The 19736-nt window shown below is 63.5% G+C and carries 16 protein-coding genes; 11 read left to right on the forward strand and 5 right to left on the reverse strand.

Going from position 1 to position 19736, the window contains the following annotated elements; translation table 11 throughout:
• Nucleotides 1–15: 15 nt before the first annotated feature.
• Together GWG65_RS20640 and GWG65_RS20645 are read right to left on the reverse strand one after the other, a co-directional pair.
• Entirely contained in the window at nt 16–1890 is a 1875-nt protein-coding gene (locus tag GWG65_RS20640; protein ID WP_275197379.1) for an adenine deaminase C-terminal domain-containing protein, read from the reverse strand.
• A gap of 13 nt (nt 1891–1903) precedes the next feature.
• Nucleotides 1904–2569: a TetR family transcriptional regulator gene (locus GWG65_RS20645; RefSeq protein ID WP_275197380.1), complete on the reverse strand. Its 666-nt coding sequence runs from the start codon at nt 2567–2569 to the stop codon at nt 1904–1906.
• Nucleotides 2570–2876: 307 nt separating this feature from the next.
• Here GWG65_RS20645 and GWG65_RS20650 point away from each other — a divergent pair, with 307 nt between their 5' ends.
• Together GWG65_RS20650 and GWG65_RS20655 are read left to right on the forward strand one after the other, a co-directional pair.
• Nucleotides 2877–3890, forward strand: a complete 1014-nt coding sequence (locus tag GWG65_RS20650) for a formamidase (RefSeq protein WP_275197381.1) — start codon at nt 2877–2879, stop codon at nt 3888–3890.
• 83 nt (nt 3891–3973) lie between these two features.
• Nucleotides 3974–5293 carry a dicarboxylate/amino acid:cation symporter gene (locus GWG65_RS20655; protein WP_275197383.1) on the forward strand — a complete coding sequence of 440 codons (1320 nt, stop codon included), beginning with the start codon at nt 3974–3976 and terminating at the stop codon, nt 5291–5293.
• A gap of 8 nt (nt 5294–5301) precedes the next feature.
• On the opposite strand, the gene GWG65_RS20660 is transcribed toward GWG65_RS20655, so the two are convergent.
• Nucleotides 5302–6675 carry a hypothetical protein gene (locus GWG65_RS20660; RefSeq protein WP_275197384.1) on the reverse strand — a complete coding sequence of 458 codons (1374 nt, stop codon included), beginning with the start codon at nt 6673–6675 and terminating at the stop codon, nt 5302–5304.
• Nucleotides 6676–6778: 103 nt separating this feature from the next.
• Complete coding sequence (locus tag GWG65_RS20665; protein ID WP_275197385.1) at nt 6779–8053, reverse strand: allantoate amidohydrolase; 1275 nt, start codon at nt 8051–8053, stop codon at nt 6779–6781.
• Between the two features lie 400 nt (nt 8054–8453).
• Between GWG65_RS20665 and GWG65_RS20670 the strand changes: the two genes are divergently transcribed.
• Genes GWG65_RS20670 through GWG65_RS20695 form a run of 6 tightly spaced genes read left to right on the forward strand, consistent with a single transcriptional unit; the run spans nt 8454 to nt 14340 of the window.
• Nucleotides 8454–9566 (forward strand): BMP family ABC transporter substrate-binding protein, encoded by a 1113-nt coding sequence (locus GWG65_RS20670; protein ID WP_275197386.1) that lies wholly within the window; start codon nt 8454–8456, stop codon nt 9564–9566.
• Nucleotides 9563–10675 (forward strand): ABC transporter permease, encoded by a 1113-nt coding sequence (locus GWG65_RS20675; protein ID WP_275197387.1) that lies wholly within the window; start codon nt 9563–9565, stop codon nt 10673–10675. The genes GWG65_RS20670 and GWG65_RS20675 overlap by 4 nt, the downstream gene beginning before the upstream one ends.
• 1 nt (nt 10676) lies before the next feature.
• Nucleotides 10677–11603: an ABC transporter permease gene (locus GWG65_RS20680; protein WP_275197388.1), complete on the forward strand. Its 927-nt coding sequence runs from the start codon at nt 10677–10679 to the stop codon at nt 11601–11603.
• Nucleotides 11604–11628: 25 nt separating this feature from the next.
• Nucleotides 11629–12312, forward strand: coding sequence for an isochorismatase family cysteine hydrolase (locus GWG65_RS20685; protein ID WP_275197389.1), 684 nt, complete (start codon nt 11629–11631; stop codon nt 12310–12312).
• Nucleotides 12309–13841, forward strand: a complete 1533-nt coding sequence (locus tag GWG65_RS20690) for an ABC transporter ATP-binding protein (protein WP_275197390.1) — start codon at nt 12309–12311, stop codon at nt 13839–13841. The genes GWG65_RS20685 and GWG65_RS20690 overlap by 4 nt, the downstream gene beginning before the upstream one ends.
• A gap of 13 nt (nt 13842–13854) precedes the next feature.
• Nucleotides 13855–14340: a nucleoside deaminase gene (locus GWG65_RS20695; protein ID WP_275197391.1), complete on the forward strand. Its 486-nt coding sequence runs from the start codon at nt 13855–13857 to the stop codon at nt 14338–14340.
• Nucleotides 14341–14457: 117 nt separating this feature from the next.
• Here the strand turns inward: GWG65_RS20695 and GWG65_RS20700 are convergent, their stop codons facing one another.
• Nucleotides 14458–15564 carry a hypothetical protein gene (locus tag GWG65_RS20700; protein WP_275197392.1) on the reverse strand — a complete coding sequence of 369 codons (1107 nt, stop codon included), beginning with the start codon at nt 15562–15564 and terminating at the stop codon, nt 14458–14460.
• Between the two features lie 574 nt (nt 15565–16138).
• Between GWG65_RS20700 and GWG65_RS20705 the strand changes: the two genes are divergently transcribed.
• The 3 genes from GWG65_RS20705 to GWG65_RS20715 are packed head-to-tail and all read left to right on the forward strand — an operon-like array spanning nt 16139 to nt 19689.
• Nucleotides 16139–17710 carry an ABC transporter ATP-binding protein gene (locus tag GWG65_RS20705; protein WP_275197393.1) on the forward strand — a complete coding sequence of 524 codons (1572 nt, stop codon included), beginning with the start codon at nt 16139–16141 and terminating at the stop codon, nt 17708–17710.
• Entirely contained in the window at nt 17694–18785 is a 1092-nt protein-coding gene (locus GWG65_RS20710) for an ABC transporter permease (RefSeq protein ID WP_275197394.1), read from the forward strand. Before GWG65_RS20705 ends, GWG65_RS20710 begins: the two co-directional genes overlap by 17 nt.
• The gene (locus tag GWG65_RS20715) at nt 18772–19689 is read left to right on the forward strand and encodes an ABC transporter permease (protein ID WP_275197396.1); all 918 of its coding nucleotides are present in this window, start codon (nt 18772–18774) and stop codon (nt 19687–19689) included. The genes GWG65_RS20710 and GWG65_RS20715 overlap by 14 nt, the downstream gene beginning before the upstream one ends.
• The last annotated feature ends 47 nt before the right edge of the window (nt 19690–19736 follow it).

A 19736-nucleotide genomic window follows, 5' to 3' on the forward strand; every position in this document is an offset into this window, starting at 1 on the left:
TCTCCCCATCAGCACTCACCAGACCACCGGGTGCGCTTCGCCGGTCTGGACGTTGATAAATCCGAGCGGCGCCTGCTCGCAGGGCGCGACCAGCACCCAGCTCCAGGGCGCGCAGGTCAGCGTCGCGAACATCAAGCGCTCAGGAAATCCGGGATACCAGCGCGGCCGGAAGGTCGGCTCATACATCCAGTCCACCTTGCGGCCCTCCGCATAGAGCGCCTGCATCTCGGCATCGAGCGCCTGCGCCGAGCTGCAACTCATCAATCCGCCAACCTCGAACCGCACGGTGGCAACGAGCTCGCCTTCGCGCACCAGCGCCCATCCGCCCTGGCGTTCGACCAGCGCGTTCACGGCCTTGGCCATCGCGGCGTCGGATGAGCCGACCACCCAGATGTTGTGCTTGTCGTGCGCGACCGAGCAGGCAAGTGCTGTCTCCGGCGTGCGCGGTCCGCAACCGCGCCAGAACATTTTTGCAACCCGGCCGTCGCCGGAGAAGCGATCGACGATGGCAAATTTGGTGATGGCCTCGCTCTCATCGCGCTGCACGGCGCCGTCACGCACCGGCAATTCGACTGTGTAGAACTCCGGATGCCAATGGAACGGGCGGATCACGGCAGCTTTCATCGTGGTGCGGCCGGGTTCGGCCGACAGCTCGAAGTCCTTCGGTTGGATCGCGCGCTTGATATTCACCGTCCTGGTTGCCCAATCGGGCCAGGAGATTTCGGGGACCTTGCCCAGGTAGTGCTTGCCTTCAGACACCTGCGCACCGTCGGCCCAGACTTCGGCGATGCTCAGCGTGGCGAGATCCGAGAGCAGCACGACGTCGCCAAAACGCCCAGGGGCAAGACTGCCGACGAACGGGGTGATGCGCATGTGCCGCGCGGGATTGATGGTAAGACACTGGATCGCGACTTCCGGCGTCAGACCGGCCTCGATCGCGACCCGCGCGTTGTGATCGCTGGCGCCGAGTTCGAGCGTATGGCTGGCGCTGCGGTCGTCGGTGGTGAATGCGATCTGCGACCAGTCTTGCAAACCCTTGGCGAGCAGCCAGGCGACGGTTTCAGGCATGGCGTAGACGCGCAACTCGATGAAGAGACCGCGGATGAGCTTGTCCCAGGTCTCCTCCGGCGTCTGCACTTCATGGTCGGAGGCGAGCCCGGCCGCGGCAAAGGCGTTGATGGATGGCAGGTCCCGCAGACCGGAGCCATGGCCTTCGACGACGCCGCGCGCCGCGAACGTGGCTTCGATCATGCCCCATAGCCGCTTGTAGGACGGGTTGTCGGGATTCCAGACCGCCGGCCAGTCCATCACCTCGTCGAGCCCCGTGACCATCAGGCTCTCGCTCATGAAGCTCGCCTGCTCGTCGCGACCATACCAGCCGCCGCCCCACTCATAGGCCGTGGGCGGCACCGCCGATCCGGGCTGCGGAAAGATTTTGAGCGGCGATCCGCGACGGCGTGCCTCGAACCAAAACTCGAGATTGCGTGCGCCGTTGACATTGGAGAATTCGTGGCTCGCCTCGCAGGTCCAGGTATTGCCATGCGGCAGCACCAGCGCGGCCTCCCATTCCGGCGTCAGATGCGAGCTTTCGATATGCTTGTGCACTTCACCGAAACCTGGAACGGCCGCAAGATCGGGACGATGCACGCGTTCGCTGACTTCGCCAGGATAGCTTCCGGCCGGCCCGACCCATGCGATCCTTCGGCCCTTGAACACGATCTCCTGATCTTCGCTCCAGGTGCGGCTGTGCACGTCGAGCAAACGCCCGACCCGCAAGCTCCGATCGGCCGGGCGGCGACCGAGCGCCGTCAGCGCCAGATCCTGCCGGATGCGAACCTCATCGGCCGCGTTGATCAAGAGGCCGTCCGGCATCTCGTTCGAGGTTGTCATGACCTGCTCCACCCTATGACAGCTCTCTCGCTGCGGTTCGTTTCCGCGGCGGCTTGCCACCTTGTTCGGAACGCAGCCGTGCCGCAGCCGTGTCGCGCTGCCGGATATCCTTCAGGAGCGTGGTGAGCGCCCAGTCGATCGCATCGGCAATCTCGGCGCTCGACATGCCGAAATCTTCGCGCAACGCGCTCCAGGCGAGCACATTGTTGAGATAGGCCGCGAGCGCCTCGGCTTGGCGGACCTCCTTCGGTTTGAGGTGCCGCACCAGAGGTGCCATCGCCTTGCTGTGCTGGTCGATCAGGTGCCGCCGAAAGCCGGCCCGCACGCTGCGGCCGACCCGCGTCATGGCGATTGCACGCGCAAGATTCGGATGGCGATCGAAGCTCTTGCAGAGCTTGCGAAAGATATCCGGCAGTTGGTCCGGCGAGGAAAAGGGAACGTAGCCGAAGACGTTGTCTTCGATCCACTCACCGGCCGCCGCAAACAGCTCCGCGCGAGTCTTGAAGTGCCGATAGATGGTGCGCTCGGCAACCTTCGCGCGCTTGGCGACGGCAGCCATCGAGACCTCGTCGGCGGCATCATCCTCGAGCGTCTCGACGAAAGCCGCAACGATACGCTGCCGCGTCAACTCGGCATATTCGTCCCGAAGATTTGCGCCGTGTCGTCTTACTGTACTCATGTCATAACCCTGACATCGGCGATCGCGACGGGTCAAGGCGACATTCGAGGCACCTCGCGCCTCAATAATATGCGGGGTTCGTGCGCGGCGCGGCGGCAGCCTTAAGAGGCCCACCGACTCCCAGGAGATCAGGAATAGCAGATACGCCTTTGCGCTCTCGTGGCATGTTCCGCCCGCGTGGTGCCCGCACTCTTGCTTCACCGCCTGAGAAATAGCCTTTTGCCGGCCGCAAAAATCGGATTTGCTTGGCGCCCGACAGATCGCGCCGGCAATGTCGCCAGCGCTTGATCCAGCAAGGGAGCTGTTCATGAACGGGCTTGGCGGCTTGAACAAATCGCCTGAGGGCGTCGTGATCGGGCTGGTGCAGTTGCAATTGCCCAACGTCGCGACCGCGGCCGATCTGGCGCGGCAGACCGAGCGCATCGTCTGGATGGTCGGCAAGGCCCGCCGCAATCTCGCCACCATGGATCTGGTGGTCTTCCCGGAATATTCGCTGCACGGGCTCTCGATGGACACCAATCCCGAGATCATGTGCCGGCTCGACGGGCCTGAGGTCGCGGCCTTCAAGAAGGCCTGCGTCGACAACAAGATCTGGGGCTGTTTCTCCATCATGGAGTTCAACACGCACGGCAATCCCTACAACTCTGGTCTGATCATCGACGATCACGGCGAGATCAAGCTCTACTACCGAAAACTCCACCCGTGGATTCCGGTCGAACCGTGGGAGCCGGGCGATGTCGGTATTCCCGTCATCGAGGGCCCCAGGGGCGCCAAGATCGCGCTCATCATCTGCCACGACGGCATGTTCCCGGAGATGGCGCGCGAATGCGCCTATAAGGGCGCGGAGATCATGATCCGCACCGCAGGCTACACCGCCCCGATCCGCGACTCCTGGCGCTTCACCAACCAGGCCAATTCATTCCAGAACCTGATGGTAACGGCGAACGTCTGCATGTGCGGGTCAGACGGCTCGTTCGATTCCATGGGCGAAGGCATGATCGTCAATTTCGATGGCACGGTGCTGGCACATGGCACAACCGGCCGGGCCGACGAGATCATCACCGCCGAGGTGCGGCCCGATCTGGTGCGCGAGGCTCGCATCAATTGGGGCGTCGAGAACAACATCTACCAGCTCTGGCATCGCGGCTACGTCGCGGTGAAGGGCGGCGCGATGGACTGCCCCTATTCGTTCATGCAGGACATGGTCGCAGGCACCTTCCGCCTGCCGTGGGAAGACCAGGTCAAGATCACCGACGGGACGTCCTGCGGCTTCCCGGCACCGAGCCGGATGTTCGGCAAAACGGCGAAGGCGGCGGAATAGGCCATTTTCGGCCGGATCCGCTACAATCTGGCACGGTTGTTGCTCCTTTTGGCGTCCAAGACGCGTCAAAACGGGGAGTAACCATGTCGACCATTGCTGCGGCCCCGGCCGCCGAGCGCAAGCCGCTTTACACCTCGCTGTTCGTCCAGGTCTTGGCCGCGCTCATGCTCGGCATCATCCTCGGCGTGGCCGTGCCTGACTTCGCCATCAGCCTCAAGATTCTCAGCGACGCCTTCCTGAAGCTGATTTCGATGATCGTGGCGCCCATCGTGTTCTGCGTCGTCGTGCACGGCATTGCCGGCGCCGGCGACCTCAAGAAGGTCGGCCGCGTCGGCGTCAAGGCGCTGGTCTATTTCGAGGTGATGACCACGGTGGCCCTCGTGGTCGGTCTGATTCTGGCCTACATCTTCGGCCCGGGCCATGGCATGAACATCGATCCCTCGACGCTGGATGCCAAGGCGCTCAACACCTATGCCGACAACGCCCACAAGCTGCAGGGCGGCGGCATCGGCTCCTTCCTGCTCAACGTGATCCCGAGCACCTCGTTCGACGCCCTGTCGCGCAACGACGTGCTCCAGGTCCTGTTCTTCGCCGTGCTGTTCGGCGTCGGCCTCGCGCTCGTCGGCGGCGAGAAGGGCAAGCTCGTCACCTCCATCATCGATGCCGCCTCGACCGTGCTGTTCCGCGTCATGGGCCTCATCGTGCGCATCGCCCCGCTCGGCGTGCTCGGCGCGGTAGCCTACACTGTCGGCAAATACGGCGTCGGCTCGCTGAAGCAACTCGTCTCGCTGGTGATGCTGTTCTATGTCTCGGTCGGCATCTTCGTACTCGGCGTGCTCGGCAGCGTGATGGCGCTCGCCGGAATCAACATCCTCAAGTTCCTCGCCTACCTGCGCGAGGAGCTGACCATCGTGCTCGCGACCGCCTCCTCCGATGCGGTGCTGCCGCAGATCATGAAGAAGCTGGAGCGGATGGGGGTGAAGGACTCCGTCGTCGGACTCGTCATTCCGACCGGCTATTCGTTCAATCTCGACGCCTTCTCGATCTACCTGACGCTTGCAGTCGTCTTCATCGCGCAGGCGACCAACACGCCGTTGTCCTTCGGCGACCTCCTGCTCGTGCTCGGCGTATCGCTGATTACGTCGAAGGGGGCGCATGGCGTGCCGGGTTCAGCAATCGTGATTCTGGCCGCGACGCTCAACGCCGTGCCGAGCATTCCGGCCATCGGCCTCGTGCTGGTGCTGTCGGTCGACTGGTTCATCGGCATGGCCCGCGCGGTCGGCAACCTCACCGGCAATTGCGTTGCGACCGTGGTGGTCGCGGCCTGGGAAGGCGACCTCGACCGCGCCAAGGCAGCCAAGGTGCTCGACGGTGGCGAACTGGTCGACGTGACGGCCGGGTAGCGCGCGGATCAGTCATTCCAATGGAGCAAGGGCGTTCCGAACGCCCTGCTCCAGACGGAAAGGAAACGCGGAAACCAGGAATGCGCTACGGCGCCCTTGTAGGCCCAGGTGCGATATTTCAGGCCCTGTTCCGATAACAATTCCTGATATCCACCGTGAACTTCGGTCGCGGTCCGAATGTCCTTCAATATCCCTTGGGCGCAGGACCGGTAGATGTCGCGACCTGAGAATTCGTCGTAGTCCAGCATGCGATCGGCAAACTCGACGTTGAACGTCGGCCAGGAGGATCGTCCCTGGTAGGCGGGCGCCGCAATCTTGTGGATCATCTTGTTGCGCGGATTATCCGCCGACACGAGGAAGTGGGATGTTCCGGGTATGCGAAACCGCGGTTCGGCGATGATCAGATCTGTCGTCGCCGCGAACAGCGCGCGTTCGCTGGCCTCACTCAGGTCCCAAAATCCGCGATGCACGCCGACGAAATCCAGAGCAACTGAGGACACCGGAGAACTCGCCGGGCCGTCAAGGGAATGCGCGATATAGCCGCCCTTGCCGAACAGATGCAGAAGGTCGCTTTTGTACTGCGAGAGCTCGCGCCCGAGCAGCGACTTAAGCTCATTCTCATCGACGACACCGAGCTGCACGCCCCAAACGAAAGTCGTGTAGACGCAGGCATTGGTGACAAAGCGCCTGCGTTCAGCGCGGGTGTCCGTTGCCGCAGACCGTGGCCGGCTGACGTCGCAAAGCAAATACCTGATGCCGCCGTCATGGAAAGGCTCCAATTCGCTGGCGAGCTGCAAAATCGCCCGCTTCAAGTCGACACCGTATTCGGCCAGCAGCAGACGGCCCGCATGCGCGCATTGTGACATCGCCAGATAGGACGACGCCCTCTCCTCGGCAGAGATCATCTGCTGGAGTCCGGCGAGAATGCCGAGCAGCGTATCCGAGGGGCGCGAGAAATAATTCACTCCAAGATACCGGTCACGCCCCGCCGGAACGATGGTCGTCGTGACGACGTCGGCGCGAACCGCCTTCAGCAACAGGCGGACGCTCTTTTCGAGCAAACGCGCCCGCCGCACCGCGTCCTGCGAATCCATGATGGTTTCAGGATCGAGAACGTCGGGATAGAACCAGGCGAAGTCGCGCGGATAATAGGCGGAGGCGTGCGGCGCGCCCGTGACTAGGAAAGCTTCAGTCGCCGAAAAGGCGCTGTCCATCGAATGACGGTAAAGATCCTCGATGGCCGACAACGAATGATGCGATTTTCTCAGGAATCGATCGCCGAGAAAATTGACCGCCTGAAGAGCGTTGGCGACAAAGGTCGCGGTCGTACCCTGGTAAAACCGGTTCTCACGATGTGACGGAAAAGAGATGTCGCTGTTCATGTGCGTAAGTCGGCTGATGTCTCGTGATCCCGATGATGGCGGTCACCATTCTAAACATGCCTGATTCGTATCTCTACCCGGTGACTTGCGGGCTCTCTTACCGTCAATTCACGCTGGCACGGTCCTCCCGCGGCCTAAAATTCTCGATCACCCCGAGCAGCACTCGCGCGCCAGCATCGGCATCGGCGAGTTCGACATGCTCGTCCGGGTGATGGCTGATACCGCCGCGACAGCGCACGAAGATCATGCCGACATCGGCGATGTCGATCATCGCCATGCCATCGTGCCCTGCCCCGCTCGGCAGCTCGAATACGGAAAGGCCCTCCGCAGCGATTGCCCGCGCGATCTGCTCCTTCAGCCAGGGCGCACAAGGGGCCGTGCGGTTCTCGTGGGTGACGTCGAGCTGAAGCGACAGTTGCCTGCGCGTTGCGATCGCCTCGATCTGGCGGACGACATCGGCGACCGCGCGCTTGCGGTGCATATCGGTCGGCGCCCGCATGTCGATGGTGAACGATACCTCACCCGGAATGACATTCGTCGCGCCGGGCTTTGCGTGGACATAACCGACGGTGCCGACCAGCCCTCTCTCGTCGGTCCGGCAAAACTGCTCGATCGCACCGATGCATTCAGCCGCGCCGGCCAGCGCGTCGCGCCGCAACGCCATCGGCACCGTTCCCGCGTGACCGGCCATGCCGGTCAGTCGTGCGGCAAGCCGCGTGGCGCCCGCGATCGCGGTGACCACGCCGACGGACAGGTTCTGTGCTTCCAGCACGGGCCCCTGTTCGATGTGCAGCTCAAGATAGGCCAGCAACTCGCGCCGCGCCCGCGCGGCCGCGCCGATATGATCGGGATCGAGGCCGAATAGCACGAGCGCATCGCGCATCGAGACGCCGTCGCGGTCGCGGGTGGTCAGGACGCTCTCATCGAACGTGCCAGCCACCGCGCGGCTGCCGAGCAGCGTCGAGGCGAAACGCACCCCCTCTTCGTCGGCAAAGGCTATGACCTCGATTGCGAACGGCAGGCGCTTGCCGCGGCGGTTGAGATCGGCGACGCAGGCGATCGCGGTGATCACTCCCAGCGGCCCATCCCATTTGCCGGCGTCGCGCACGGTGTCGTAGTGCGAGCCAAGCATCACGCAGGGCGCACCCGGCCGCTCACCCTCATATCGGCCGCAGACATTGCCGATCGCATCGAGATGCGCGCTCATGCCGGCGTCGCGCATCCAGCCCAGGATGAGGTCCGCGGCTTTGCGCAATTCCTTGCTAAGATAGATGCGGGTCAGCCTGCCGGCTTCTTCCGAAATCTCACCAAGTTCATTGATCCGAGCCACGATCTCTTCGCCGAGCGATGCATTCTGAACGGCGTTACCAACACCCATCTCGGCGAGCTTTCCATCCTCTGGGGCCGCGGCAGCGGCGGCCCCGGCGACAATCGATACAAGTTCGGTGCCAGCGAACGCGACCGGCACTGTCCCAATTACGGGGTGGTTAGCACGAATGCGATGAACGACCGACCTTGGAGCCGCCTCCATACACACGCACAGGCCGGCGAAGTCTGCTTAACTCGATTGCATACAATCAGAAAGTACTGCCCATAAATTAGTCTGCCGATTTCCTGATCAAGATTCGATTCAACACGATAGCCACTACTTATCAATAGGTTGGATCGGCATGCGCGCTTCATGGCCTCTGGCACGAAGCTTGCGACATCTTGTTCCGGCTCCGCCAGACCGGCGCAGCCGCGAGATTAAGGCGGTTCGTCCGCCAAGGGAGCATCCAATGGATTTTGGCAGGATTTCACGACGGCATTTGTTGCAAGGCGGCGCGGCCCTCACCCTCGGCGCGGCGGCTGGCGCCCGCCCGGCTTTCGCAGCCGAGACGACCATCGGCTTCATCTATGTCGGCTCGCGCGACGACTACGGTTACAACCAGGCGCACGCGCAGGGCGCCGCGGCGCTGAAGAAGATTCCCGGCCTCAAAGTCGTCGAGGAAGAAAAGGTGCCGGAGACCGACGCGGTCGAAAAGACCATCGAGTCGATGATCAATCTCGACGGCGCCACCCTGCTCTTCCCGACCTCGTTCGGTTACTACAATCCGCACATGATCAAGATGGCCAACAAGTTCCCGAAGCTGCGCTTCGAACACTGCGGCGGCCTCTGGAGCGACAAGGACCCGAAGAACGCCGGCAGCTATTTCGGCTATATCGACGAGGCCCAATACATCTCCGGCATCGTCGCCGGCTACACCTCCAAGAGCGGCAAGCTCGGCTTCGTGGCCGCAAAGCCGATCCCGCAAGTGCTGCGCAACATCAACGCCTTCGCACTCGGCGCCAAGCTCGCCAACCCGAAGGCCACCACGCAGGTGATCTTTACTGGCGACTGGTCGATGCCGGTCAAGGAAGCCGAAGCCACCAACAGCCTGATCGACCAGGGCGTCGACGTGCTGACCTGCCATGTCGACGGCCCGAAGACGATGGTCGAGAACGCGGCGCGCCGCGGCGCCTTCGTCTGCGGTTATCACACAAACCAGTCGCCGCTTGCGCCGAAAGCCTATCTGACCGGCGCCGAGTGGAACTGGGAGGCGCTATATCCGAAATTCGTCAAGATGATCGCCGCCGGCGAGAGCATCCCGAATTTCTATCGCGGCGGCCTCAAGGAAGAGATCGTCAAGACCTCGCCCTACGGCGAAGCGGTCTCCGCTGAAGCGCGCAAACATGCCGACGACATCAAGGCAAAATTCCTGTCCGCGGAGGGCTACGCCATCTTCAAGGGCGGACTGCTCGACAACAAGGGCAAGACAGTGATCGCCGCCGGCACCGATCGGGGCCAGAAGGATCCCGAGCTCGAGAAGATGGACTATCTCGTGGAGGGCGTGGTCGGAGCGACTTCGTGACATCGGAAGCGGCGGATTCCACGCAGGCGGTCGGGACAATTGCCCCGGCCGCCGACCCGGGATTTCTCCAGCGCCACGGCGCGACAATCGAATACCTCCTGATCCCGGGCGCGGCGCTGGCCGGCGCGCTCGTGGTCTTCGGTATCTTCGTGGCGATGTTCGGCAAGAACCCGCTCGATCTCTATTTTTACATGTACTACGGGGCCTTCGGCACCTGGTTCTCCTGGCAGAACACGCTGACGCGCGCAGCCCCATTGATCCTCACCGCGCTCTGCACCGCGCTGCCGGCACAGCTTGGCATGGTTATCATCGGCGGCGAAGGCGCGCTTCTGATCGGCGCGCTGACGGCAACGAGCGCAGCGCTTGTGCTCCAGGGCATGCCTCCGCTCATCGTCCAGATCGCTATGGTCTGTGCCGGCGTGATCGGCGGCGGCCTGTGGATCATGCTGTCGGGCGCACTGCGTCAGTTCCGCGGCGTCAACGAGACGATCTCGAGCCTGCTGCTCGTCTACATCGCGCTCGCGATCCTCAACCATCTCGTCGAAGGCGTGATGCGCGATCCCGCCAGCCTCAACAAGCCGTCGACGCGCGAGATCGGCGCCGTCAACATGATCGGCTCGATTCCCGGCACCGACGTGCACTGGGGCCTCGTGTTCGGCCTCATCGCCGCAATCGGCGCCTACATCCTGATCTATCACACCGTGTTCGGCTTCGCCGCGCGCGTCGCCGGCGGCAACATCCGCGCTGCGAAAATCGTCGGCCTCGGCGTCAGCAGGCTCATTCTCACCATCTGCTTCCTTGCCGGCGGGGCGGCTGGCCTCGCGGGCATGATCGAGGTAGCAGCCGTGCAGGGCCGCACCAACGCCAACCTCGCCGCGGGTTATGGCTTCACCGGCATTCTCGTCGCTTTCCTGGCGCGGCAAAATCCGCTCGCGATCGTTCCTGTCGCGATCCTGCTCGGCGGCATCAGCGCCAGCGGTGGCCTGTTGCAGCGGCGCCTTGGATTGCCCGATGCCTCCGTGCTGGTGCTTCAGGGCATCATCTTCGTCTTCGTGCTCGCGAGCGATGCGCTCTACGGCCGCATCGGATTCCTGAAGGGAAAATCCTGAGATGGCAGACGGATCGATCGGGCTCTGGACCGTCCCGCTCGCCGTGCTCGGCGGCGCCATTCGCGTCTCGACGCCGTTCCTGTTCGTGAGTCTGGGCGAATGCATCACCGAACGCTCGGGCCGCATCAATCTTGGCCTCGAAGGCACGCTGGTGATGGGCGCGATGAGCGCCTATGGCATCTCGTACCTCACCGGATCGCCCTGGCTGGGCGTGCTCGCCGCTGGCGTCGCCGGCGCGCTTTTGGGCGCACTGCATGCCGGCATCTGCTCGCTGCCGCGCGTCAACGACATTGCCGTCGGCATCGCCTTGATGCTATTCGGCACCGGGCTCGCCTTCTATCTCGGCAAGCCGTTGATCGAACCGACCGCGCCGCGGCTGCCCGCGATCGATTTCGGCTGGTGGAGCGATATCCCGCAGCTTCGCGCCGCGCTGCGCATAAACGTGATGTTCCTGATCGGCGTGGCGCTGGCCCCGATCCTGTATTGGGCCTTCCGCACGACGCGCTGGGGCCTCCTGATTCGCACCGCTGGCGAAAGCTCGGATGCCGCACGCGCCATGGGCTATTCGGTACTCCTGATCCGCCTGCGCGCGACCATGGTCGGCGGCTTCCTCGCCGGCATCGGCGGCTCCTTCCTGTCGCTGTTCTATCCAGGAAGCTGGAACGAAGGATTGTCCTCGGGACAGGGTATCACCGCCGTGGCGCTCGTGATCTTCGCGCGCTGGGATCCCCTGCTGTGCCTGTGGGCCTCGCTCGCCTTCGGCGGCGCTGCGGCCTTGGGGCCGGCACTCCAATCGGTCGGCGTCACCTCCGGCTACCACCTCTTCAATGCCGCGCCCTACATCCTGACGCTGGCGATTATGATCGTCACCTGCTCGCCGAAGCGGACGCTGACTGGCGCGCCCGCCGAACTCTCGATCACACGGTAACACGCGGCACGTAACGAGGTCGTCCATGCCCGAGCGCTACATCAAGTCCGAGCCCTACGCCTGGCCCTACAACGGCGACCTTCGCCCGCAGAACACTGCCCTCGTCATCATCGACATGCAGACCGACTTCTGCGGCGTCGGCGGCTATGTCGACAAGATGGGCTATGACCTCTCGCTGACGCGGGCGCCGATCGAGCCGATCAGGAAGCTGCTCGCGACCATGCGCAGTCAAGGCTTTCACATCATCCATACCCGCGAGGGCCATCGTCCCGATCTCTCCGATCTTCCCGCCAACAAGCGCTGGCGCTCGCGCCAGATCGGCGCCGGTATCGGCGATCCCGGCCCTTGCGGCCGCATCCTGGTGCGCGGCGAGCCCGGCTGGGACATCATCTCGGAGCTCGCGCCCCTGCCCGGCGAGCCCATCATCGACAAGCCCGGCAAGGGCTCGTTCTGCGCCACCGATCTGGAACTGATCCTGCGCGTGCGCGGTATCGAGAACATCGTGCTGACCGGCATCACCACGGACGTCTGCGTCCACACCACCATGCGTGAGGCCAACGACCGCGGCTTCGAATGCGTGCTCCTGCACGATTGCTGCGGCGCGACCGACAAGAGCAACCACGAGCACGCGCTGAAGATGATCAAGATGCAAGGCGGCGTGTTCGGCGCGGTCTCAACCTCCGACGCCTTCATCGGAGCGATTTCGTGATCATCGGCGAGCAGCCTCCGCCGCCAGGTGCCTTCGGGGTCAACGCCATCGCCATGACCATGCGCTTCGGCGACTTTATTGCGCTGGACAATGTCGAGCTGAAGGTACGACCGGGCTCGTTCCATGCGCTGCTCGGCGAGAACGGCGCCGGCAAGTCGACCCTGGTCAAATGCATCATGGGCTATTACCACGCGACCGAAGGCGACATCATCATTGGCGATCGCGAGCAGGCGATCGCCAATCCGAAGGACGCCCACGCGCTCGGTCTCGGCATGGTCTATCAGCACTTTACCCTGGTGCCGGCGATGACGGTTGCGGAAAATCTCGTGCTGGCGCGCGACGATGTGCCGGCAATCGTGGACTGGTCCAAGGAGATGAAGGAGCTCGAGGCGTTTTTGGCGCGGATGCCCTTCAAGGTGCCACTCAGCGCAAAGGTCTCGGATATCTCGGCCGGCGAGCGGCAGAAGTGCGAGATCCTCAAGCAGCTCTATCTGAAGCGCCGCTTCCTGATCCTGGACGAGCCGACCTCGGTGCTGACGCCGGCGGAAGCCGACGAGGTGCTTGGCATGCTCCGCGACATGGTCGTCAGAGGAGAGCTGACCATCCTGATGATCACGCACAAGTTCCGCGAGGTCATGGCCTTCGCCGACGAGGTCACCATCCTGCGCCGCGGCAAGCTCGCGGGCCACGGCAAGGTCGCCGAGCTCACCGCGGACGCGATGGCACGCACCATGATCGGCGCCGAGGAGCTGACCGTGCAGCCGCCACGCACCGGCGAAGCAGGTCGGACGAGGTTAGAGCTGGCAAAAGTACGCGCGCTCGACGACGCCGGAGCCATTGCCGTGCATGACGTCTCGCTCACTGTTCGTGCCGGCGAGATCGTCGGTATCGCCGGCGTCTCCGGCAACGGCCAGCGCCAGCTCGTCGAGGTGCTGGCGGGCCAGCGCGAGGCCGAGAGCGGCGAAGTCCGCGTCGCAGGCGATCCCTATCGTGCCAGTCGCGCGGAAATGCGCCGCCACAAGATGTCGCTTCTGCCGGAGGAGCCGCTGAAAAACGCCTGTGTCGGCGGCATGAGCGTCGCCGACAACATCGCCTTCCGGGAGTTCGATCGTGCGCCCTTTGCAAGCCTCGGCTGGTGGCTCAACCGCGGCGCGTTCCGCGACGATGCCAAGAAGAAGATCGGCCAGTACAAGATCAAGACCCGCACCCCGGATACGCCGATCTCGGCGCTGTCAGGGGGCAACGTCCAGCGCGCCGTGCTGGCGCGCGAACTCGGCAGCGACGTCGAGGTGCTGATCGCGGCAAATCCGTGCTTCGGTCTCGACTTTGCGGCGGTGGCGCAGATCCACGCCGAGATCATGGCCGCGCGCAACCGCGGCGCGGCAGTGCTGCTGGTCAGCGAGGATCTCGACGAGCTGCTTGAACTCTCGGACCGGCTGGTGGTGATGTTCCACGGCGAATTCGTGTATGAAGCACGCACCAGCGACGCCGACCTCACCGTGGTCGGCCGGCACATGGCGGGACATTAACGGCGGAGCAGCGATGAACGGCCCATCAGAACGCGACGAAGGCTTTCTGCGCCTCTCCTTCGCGGTCGCCCGCCGCTCCCTCACCCATGGCAACCATCCCTTCGGCTGCATCGTCGTCGGCGCGGACGGCAAAGTGCTGATCGAGACCGAGAACGGCTACATGCCGGATCGTGACGGCACCGCGCATGCCGAACGCCTCGCGGCGACGCAGGCCTGCCGCACGCTCAGCCGCGAGGTGCTGGCAAGATCCACGCTTTATTCCTCCGCCGAGCCCTGCGCGATGTGCGCCGGTGCGATCTACTGGGCTGGCATCGGCCGCGTGGTCTACGGCCTCAGCGAGCACCGCCTGCGCGGCGTCACCGGCAACCATCCGGAGAACCCGACGCTCGACCTGCCCTGCCGCGAGGTTTTTGCCAGCGGCCAGCGGCCGACCGAGGTGGTGGGCCCGTTGCTTGAAGACGAGGCCGCAGCGCTGCACGACGGCGTGTGGACGAAGTAGGCGAGAGCAGTGCGATTACGCTTTCCTAGGCCGCACGCGATTCAAACCGAAATAGAAGATGGCGCCGCGGAGGTTTAGCGCGGCGCCATCGTCGTTCACCTGGAGACCATCAGGTGGTTAGAACTTCATCGTGATACCGCCATACACCGTCGATTCGGTGCAGGTTTGATTGCTTTGACCCTTGAAGGTGCAGGCCACGCTGTTGTTGTGGTCGAGACCGAACTTGTTCTGCCAGTAGCGGTAGGCAACCCAGAGATCAACGAAGTGCGAGTACTTCGGACCCCAGACCGCCTTGGAGGCGTCGAGGGTCAGACGGATCGGTTCCGAATTGAACTCGACTTTGGTGTTAATGTTGCCAGGAGCTGCAAACGGCACCGCGTTGCTCTCGGTACCCTTGGCGCCATACCAGCCGGCACGACCGCTGATCGACCAGAACTGCATGTTTTCGGGCAGGAAACCCAGATCCATGTAGTAGTTGGTTTCAACCGCCCATGTCGGCTTGAAGCTACGGTCACCATCTCCGAGACAGGTCACACCCGCAACGCCTGGCGCGAACAGGTTGCACTGGGCAAACACGCTATGGCTTGAGAACTCCCAATAGACCAGCGGGGCAACGTTGAAGTAGCCCTTGTAAGGCAGGTCGAAGGCGAACTGCAGACCGGCAACGACGTCGCGCTTGGCGGCTGAGAAGAAGCTGTTCTCCGTACTGCCATCCATACCCACCTCGAAGGAGATGTTGTGCAGCGGACCGGCCGTGAACGCCTTGGTGTTGAAGATTTCATTCCAGCCAAAGGTGGACCGGAACAAGCCGTAGATTTCGGTCATGCCCGAACAGTTGGCCGGCAGACCGGACACGGCGCTCACGATCTGACCCGTGCCGTTGGTGAAGCAGGGGTTCGCCGGATCGTTGTGGTCCGACTTGAACATCGAGATGGTGAAGAAGTTGGTGCCGTAGGCCCAGGCGTCGAAGTGGGTGAACGAATAGACCTGCTTGGCGGTCTTTCCATTGATGGTGCCATTCGGCTGAACGCTGAAGACGCCGGGGTCGGTGCCTTTCGGCATCCAGGAGAACGATACGCGGTCGTCGATCACCAGGAAGAAGGGGAGATCCGCCGCCTTCTTTGCGGCTTTGACCGGCAAATCTGCCGCCTGAGCCAAGCCACCGGTGGCGAGTGTAGCAAGTGACAGCGCCGCTGCTGCAATTGCCCTGAAACGAAACGACATCCTGAATACCCCCAAGTTTGGACACGTAATGAACGTCCCTGGGTGCGACACTTGCGCTGATCGCCCGGAGTGAGAAGCCTCAACTTGTTCCAAGACGTGACGCTAGTTTTGGCAGCGAGTGGCTTTTCATGACGAAATTTCGAGGGCTCTTGCGCCTCGCGCTTGCTTGCGAGCGGCAAGGCAAAGCCGGCGATTGCGAAATTTTCCCGACTGATTTTGCTTGCCTTTTGCATCGTGCGGGAGCGCGGCCACGATCTTCGGCGACGATCATCATTGCTGCGCGGCAATGCATACGTGTGGCGGCGCGATAGTGCTCAACTTCGCGTCAAGCCTGCATAGCGGGTTCCGATTTGGTTTGAACCGTCACAAATTAGCAACAGACGTTTCGCTGGACCCGACCGCAAGCGCTATTGAGGGAGCAATTGGGACGCTCCTCGTCCGAAGCGAGCACGATTAGCGCCGCCTTGCCCACCTGCCAAAGCGTTGAGCAAGGGATGACGCTTTTTCACACCTTACGCGCCGGTTTAAACTGGCCCACAATTGAGGCACCTCACCCACGCAAGCGCATCAACGAATGTTAGATCCGACGCCTAACGGCCTGCATTCCGGCGAGTCCCCGCTCCTCAGGACGATCGGACTCACCAAACGCTATGGTGACTTCCTCGCCAACGATTCCATCGACATCGACATCTGGCCGAAGGAAATTCACGCGCTGCTTGGCGAGAACGGCGCCGGCAAGTCGACGTTGGTCAAGGCGATCTACGGGCTAATCCAGCCCAGTGCCGGCGAGATTCGCTGGCAGGGGCAACCGATCGTGCTGTCGGGTCCGTCGCAGGCACGCAGCCGCGGCATCGGCATGGTGTTCCAGCATTTCTCGCTGTTCGACAATCTCACCGTCGCCGAGAATGTCGCGCTCGGCCTCGACGGACGAGAGTCCTTCAAGGACATGTCGGCGCGGCTGGAGCAGGTGTCGAAGACTTATGGCCTGCCGCTCGATCCCAGACGCGAGGTCTGGCAGTTGTCGGTCGGCGAGCGCCAGCGCATCGAGATCGTCCGCGCGCTGATGCAGGATCCGAAATTCCTGATCCTGGACGAGCCCACGGCGGTGCTGACGCCGCAGGAAGCCGATCAGCTCTTCATCGTGCTGGAGCGACTCAAGTCCGAAGGCCGCGCCATCCTCTACATCAGCCATAAACTCGACGAGGTGAAGCGGCTCTGCGACACCGCCACGATCCTGCGCGGCGGCAAGAAGATACAAACCTGCAATCCCAGACTTGAGACCGCAGCTTCGCTCGCACGCATGATGGTCGGCAGCGAGATCAGGCAAGTGAAAGCTGCCGCCGGCCGGCGGACCACCGTGCCGCGGCTCGTCGTGAACGATCTCTCGCTCGCGCCTGGCGAAGCGCATGGCGTACGGCTCGAGCACATCTCCTTCGAGCTGAAGGGCGGCGAAATCCTGGGCATCGCCGGCGTCGCCGGCAACGGCCAGGACGAACTGTTCGCAGCGTTGTCCGGCGAACGATTGGCGAAGGACCCCGGCACCGTGGTGATCGAAGGTATTGCCGCCGGCCACCTCTCAATCACGCAGCGGCGCAAGCTGGGCGCGGCCTTCGTCCCCGAAGAGCGGCTCGGCCACGGCACCGCGCCGCGCATGAAGCTGTCGGAGAATGCGCTGCTTACCGGGCACGCGGCCAGCGGTATGGTCAATCACGGCTTCATCGACACTGCGGCGACGCTCAAGACCGTCGACCGCGCAACCGAAACCTTCGACGTCCGCAAGGCCAAGCGCGATCCGGAAGCCGCGAGCCTCTCAGGCGGCAATCTGCAGAAATTCATCGTCGGCCGCGAGATCCTGCGCAACCCGGCGGTGCTGGTGGTGAGCCAGCCGACCTGGGGCGTCGACGCTGGCGCGGCCGCCGTCATTCGTCAGGCCCTGCTTGATCTGGCCACCGCAGGCGCCGCTGTGCTCGTGACCAGCCAGGATCTCGATGAACTCGCCGAGATCGCCGACCGCATCGCCGTGATGTTCCACGGCCGGCTATCGGCCCCGCTCGCCGCCAGCGATGCGACGCGCGAGAAGCTCGGCCTGTTGATGGGCGGCAGCAGCCTGGAACCGAAGGAGGCGGCGCATGCAGTTGGTGCTTGAGAAGCGCGCCGAGCGCTCCAACACGATTGCGCTGGTCTCTCCGCTGATCGCGATCGGCCTGACGATCGTCACCATGGTCATCCTGTTCGCGATCCTCGGCAAAAATCCGCTTCTGGCGCTGCACGCCTATTTTATCGCGCCTTTGACCGACGGTTATTCGCTCCAGGAGATTGCGGTGAAGGCGACGCCGCTGGTGATGATCGCGATCGGGCTGTCACTGTGCTATCTCGCCAACGCCTGGAACATCGGCGCCGAGGGGCAATTCCTGATTGGCGCCGTGGCCGGAAGCTGGATCGCTGTGAAGACGCAGGGTACCGACGCCGGCGCCTGGGTGCTGCCGGCAATGTTCGTGCTCGCGGCAGCCGGAGGCGCGCTCTATGCGCTGATCCCGGCGATCTGCAAGGTGAAGTTCGGCGCCAGCGAAATCCTGACCAGCCTGATGCTGGTCTATGTCGCCGACCTCTTTCTTGACTATCTGGTGCGCGGGCCATGGCGCGATCCGCACGGCTTCAACTTCCCGACCACGGCCGAATTCGATCCGGTGGCCACCGTCCCGCTGCTGATCGAAGGCGGCCGGCTGCATCTCGGCTCGATCATCGCGCTGGTTGTCGTCGCGGCTGCAGCGATCCTGCTGGGACGAACCATCAAGGGATTCGAGATCCGCGTGGTAGGCGCGGCACCGCGCGCGGCACGGTTCGGTGGCTTCAATGCCGACCAGTTGATCATCCTGACCTTCGCGGTCTCCGGCGCACTCGCGGGTCTCGCCGGCATCATCGAGGTCGCAGGTCCCGTTGGCCATCTCCAGCCCGGCATCTCGCCCGGCTACGGTTTTACCGCGATCATCGTTGCCTTCCTTGGTCGACTGAATCCGCTTGGAATACTAATTGCAGGCCTTTTCCTCGCATTGACGTTTATCGGCGGCGAGCAGGCGCAGATCGCGATGAAGATCCCGTTGGACGTCACCAAGGTTTTTCAGGGCATTCTGCTGTTCTACGTACTCGCCTGCGATTCCCTCATCCTCTACCGCTTCAAGCTGGTCTTCCCGAACCGTCAGGTGGCCCGTGGAACTGGTTGAAGCCATCATCCTGGCGGTGCTCGCCGCATCGACGCCGCTGCTCATCGCGGCGACGGGCGAACTCGTGACCGAGCGCTCCGGCGTGCTCAATCTCGGCGTCGAGGGCATGATGATCGTCGGCGCGGCCTGCGGCTTTGCCGGTGCCTGGCTGACGGGCTCGATTCTGATCGGCGCGCTATTCGGTATCGTCGCGGGCACGCTGATGTCGCTGATCTTCGCGCTGATGGCGCTTGGGCTTGCCGTCAACCAGGTCGCGACCGGTCTCGCACTCACCATCCTCGGCATCGGGCTCTCCGGCCTGATCGGCGCCGGCTTCGTCGGCGAGCGCATCACGCCGGCGGCACATCTCTACATTCCCGGCCTTACCGACATCCCGCTGATCGGCCGGGTACTGTTCGGCGAGGACGCCTTCGTCTATTTCTCGCTGGCTCTGATCGTTGGCGTCTGGTGGTTCCTGTACCGCGCCCGGCCGGGGCTGATCCTGCGCGCCTGCGGCGACAGCCACGTCTCCGCGCATGCGCTCGGCTATCCCGTGCTGCGCATCCGCACCTTCGCCGTGATGTTCGGCGGCGCCTGCGCCGGTCTTGCCGGCGCCTATTTGCCGCTGGCCTATACGCCGTTCTTCATTCCCGGCATGACCGCGGGCCGCGGCTGGATCGCGCTGGCGCTGGTCGTGTTTTCATCCTGGCGGCCGGGCCGGCTCGTGGTCGGCGCCTATCTGTTCGGCGCGGTGACGATCCTGCAATTGCATGCCCAGGGCTGGGGGGTCGGCATTCCCTCGCAATTCATGTCGGCGCTGCCTTATCTCGCGACGGTCATCGTCCTGGTCCTGCTTTCCCGCGCGCGCACCGGCGGCTCGACTGCGCCGGCCGCGCTCGGCACCGTGTTCGTGCCTGACCGCTGAATTTCGTTTCCGCAGCGTACGCGATGGGGCGCGCATGTTGCGGATTG

Origin of the sequence: Bradyrhizobium sp. CSA207, assembly GCF_029051685.1 — a bacterium.
Taxonomy (GTDB): Bacteria; Pseudomonadota; Alphaproteobacteria; order Rhizobiales; family Xanthobacteraceae; genus Bradyrhizobium.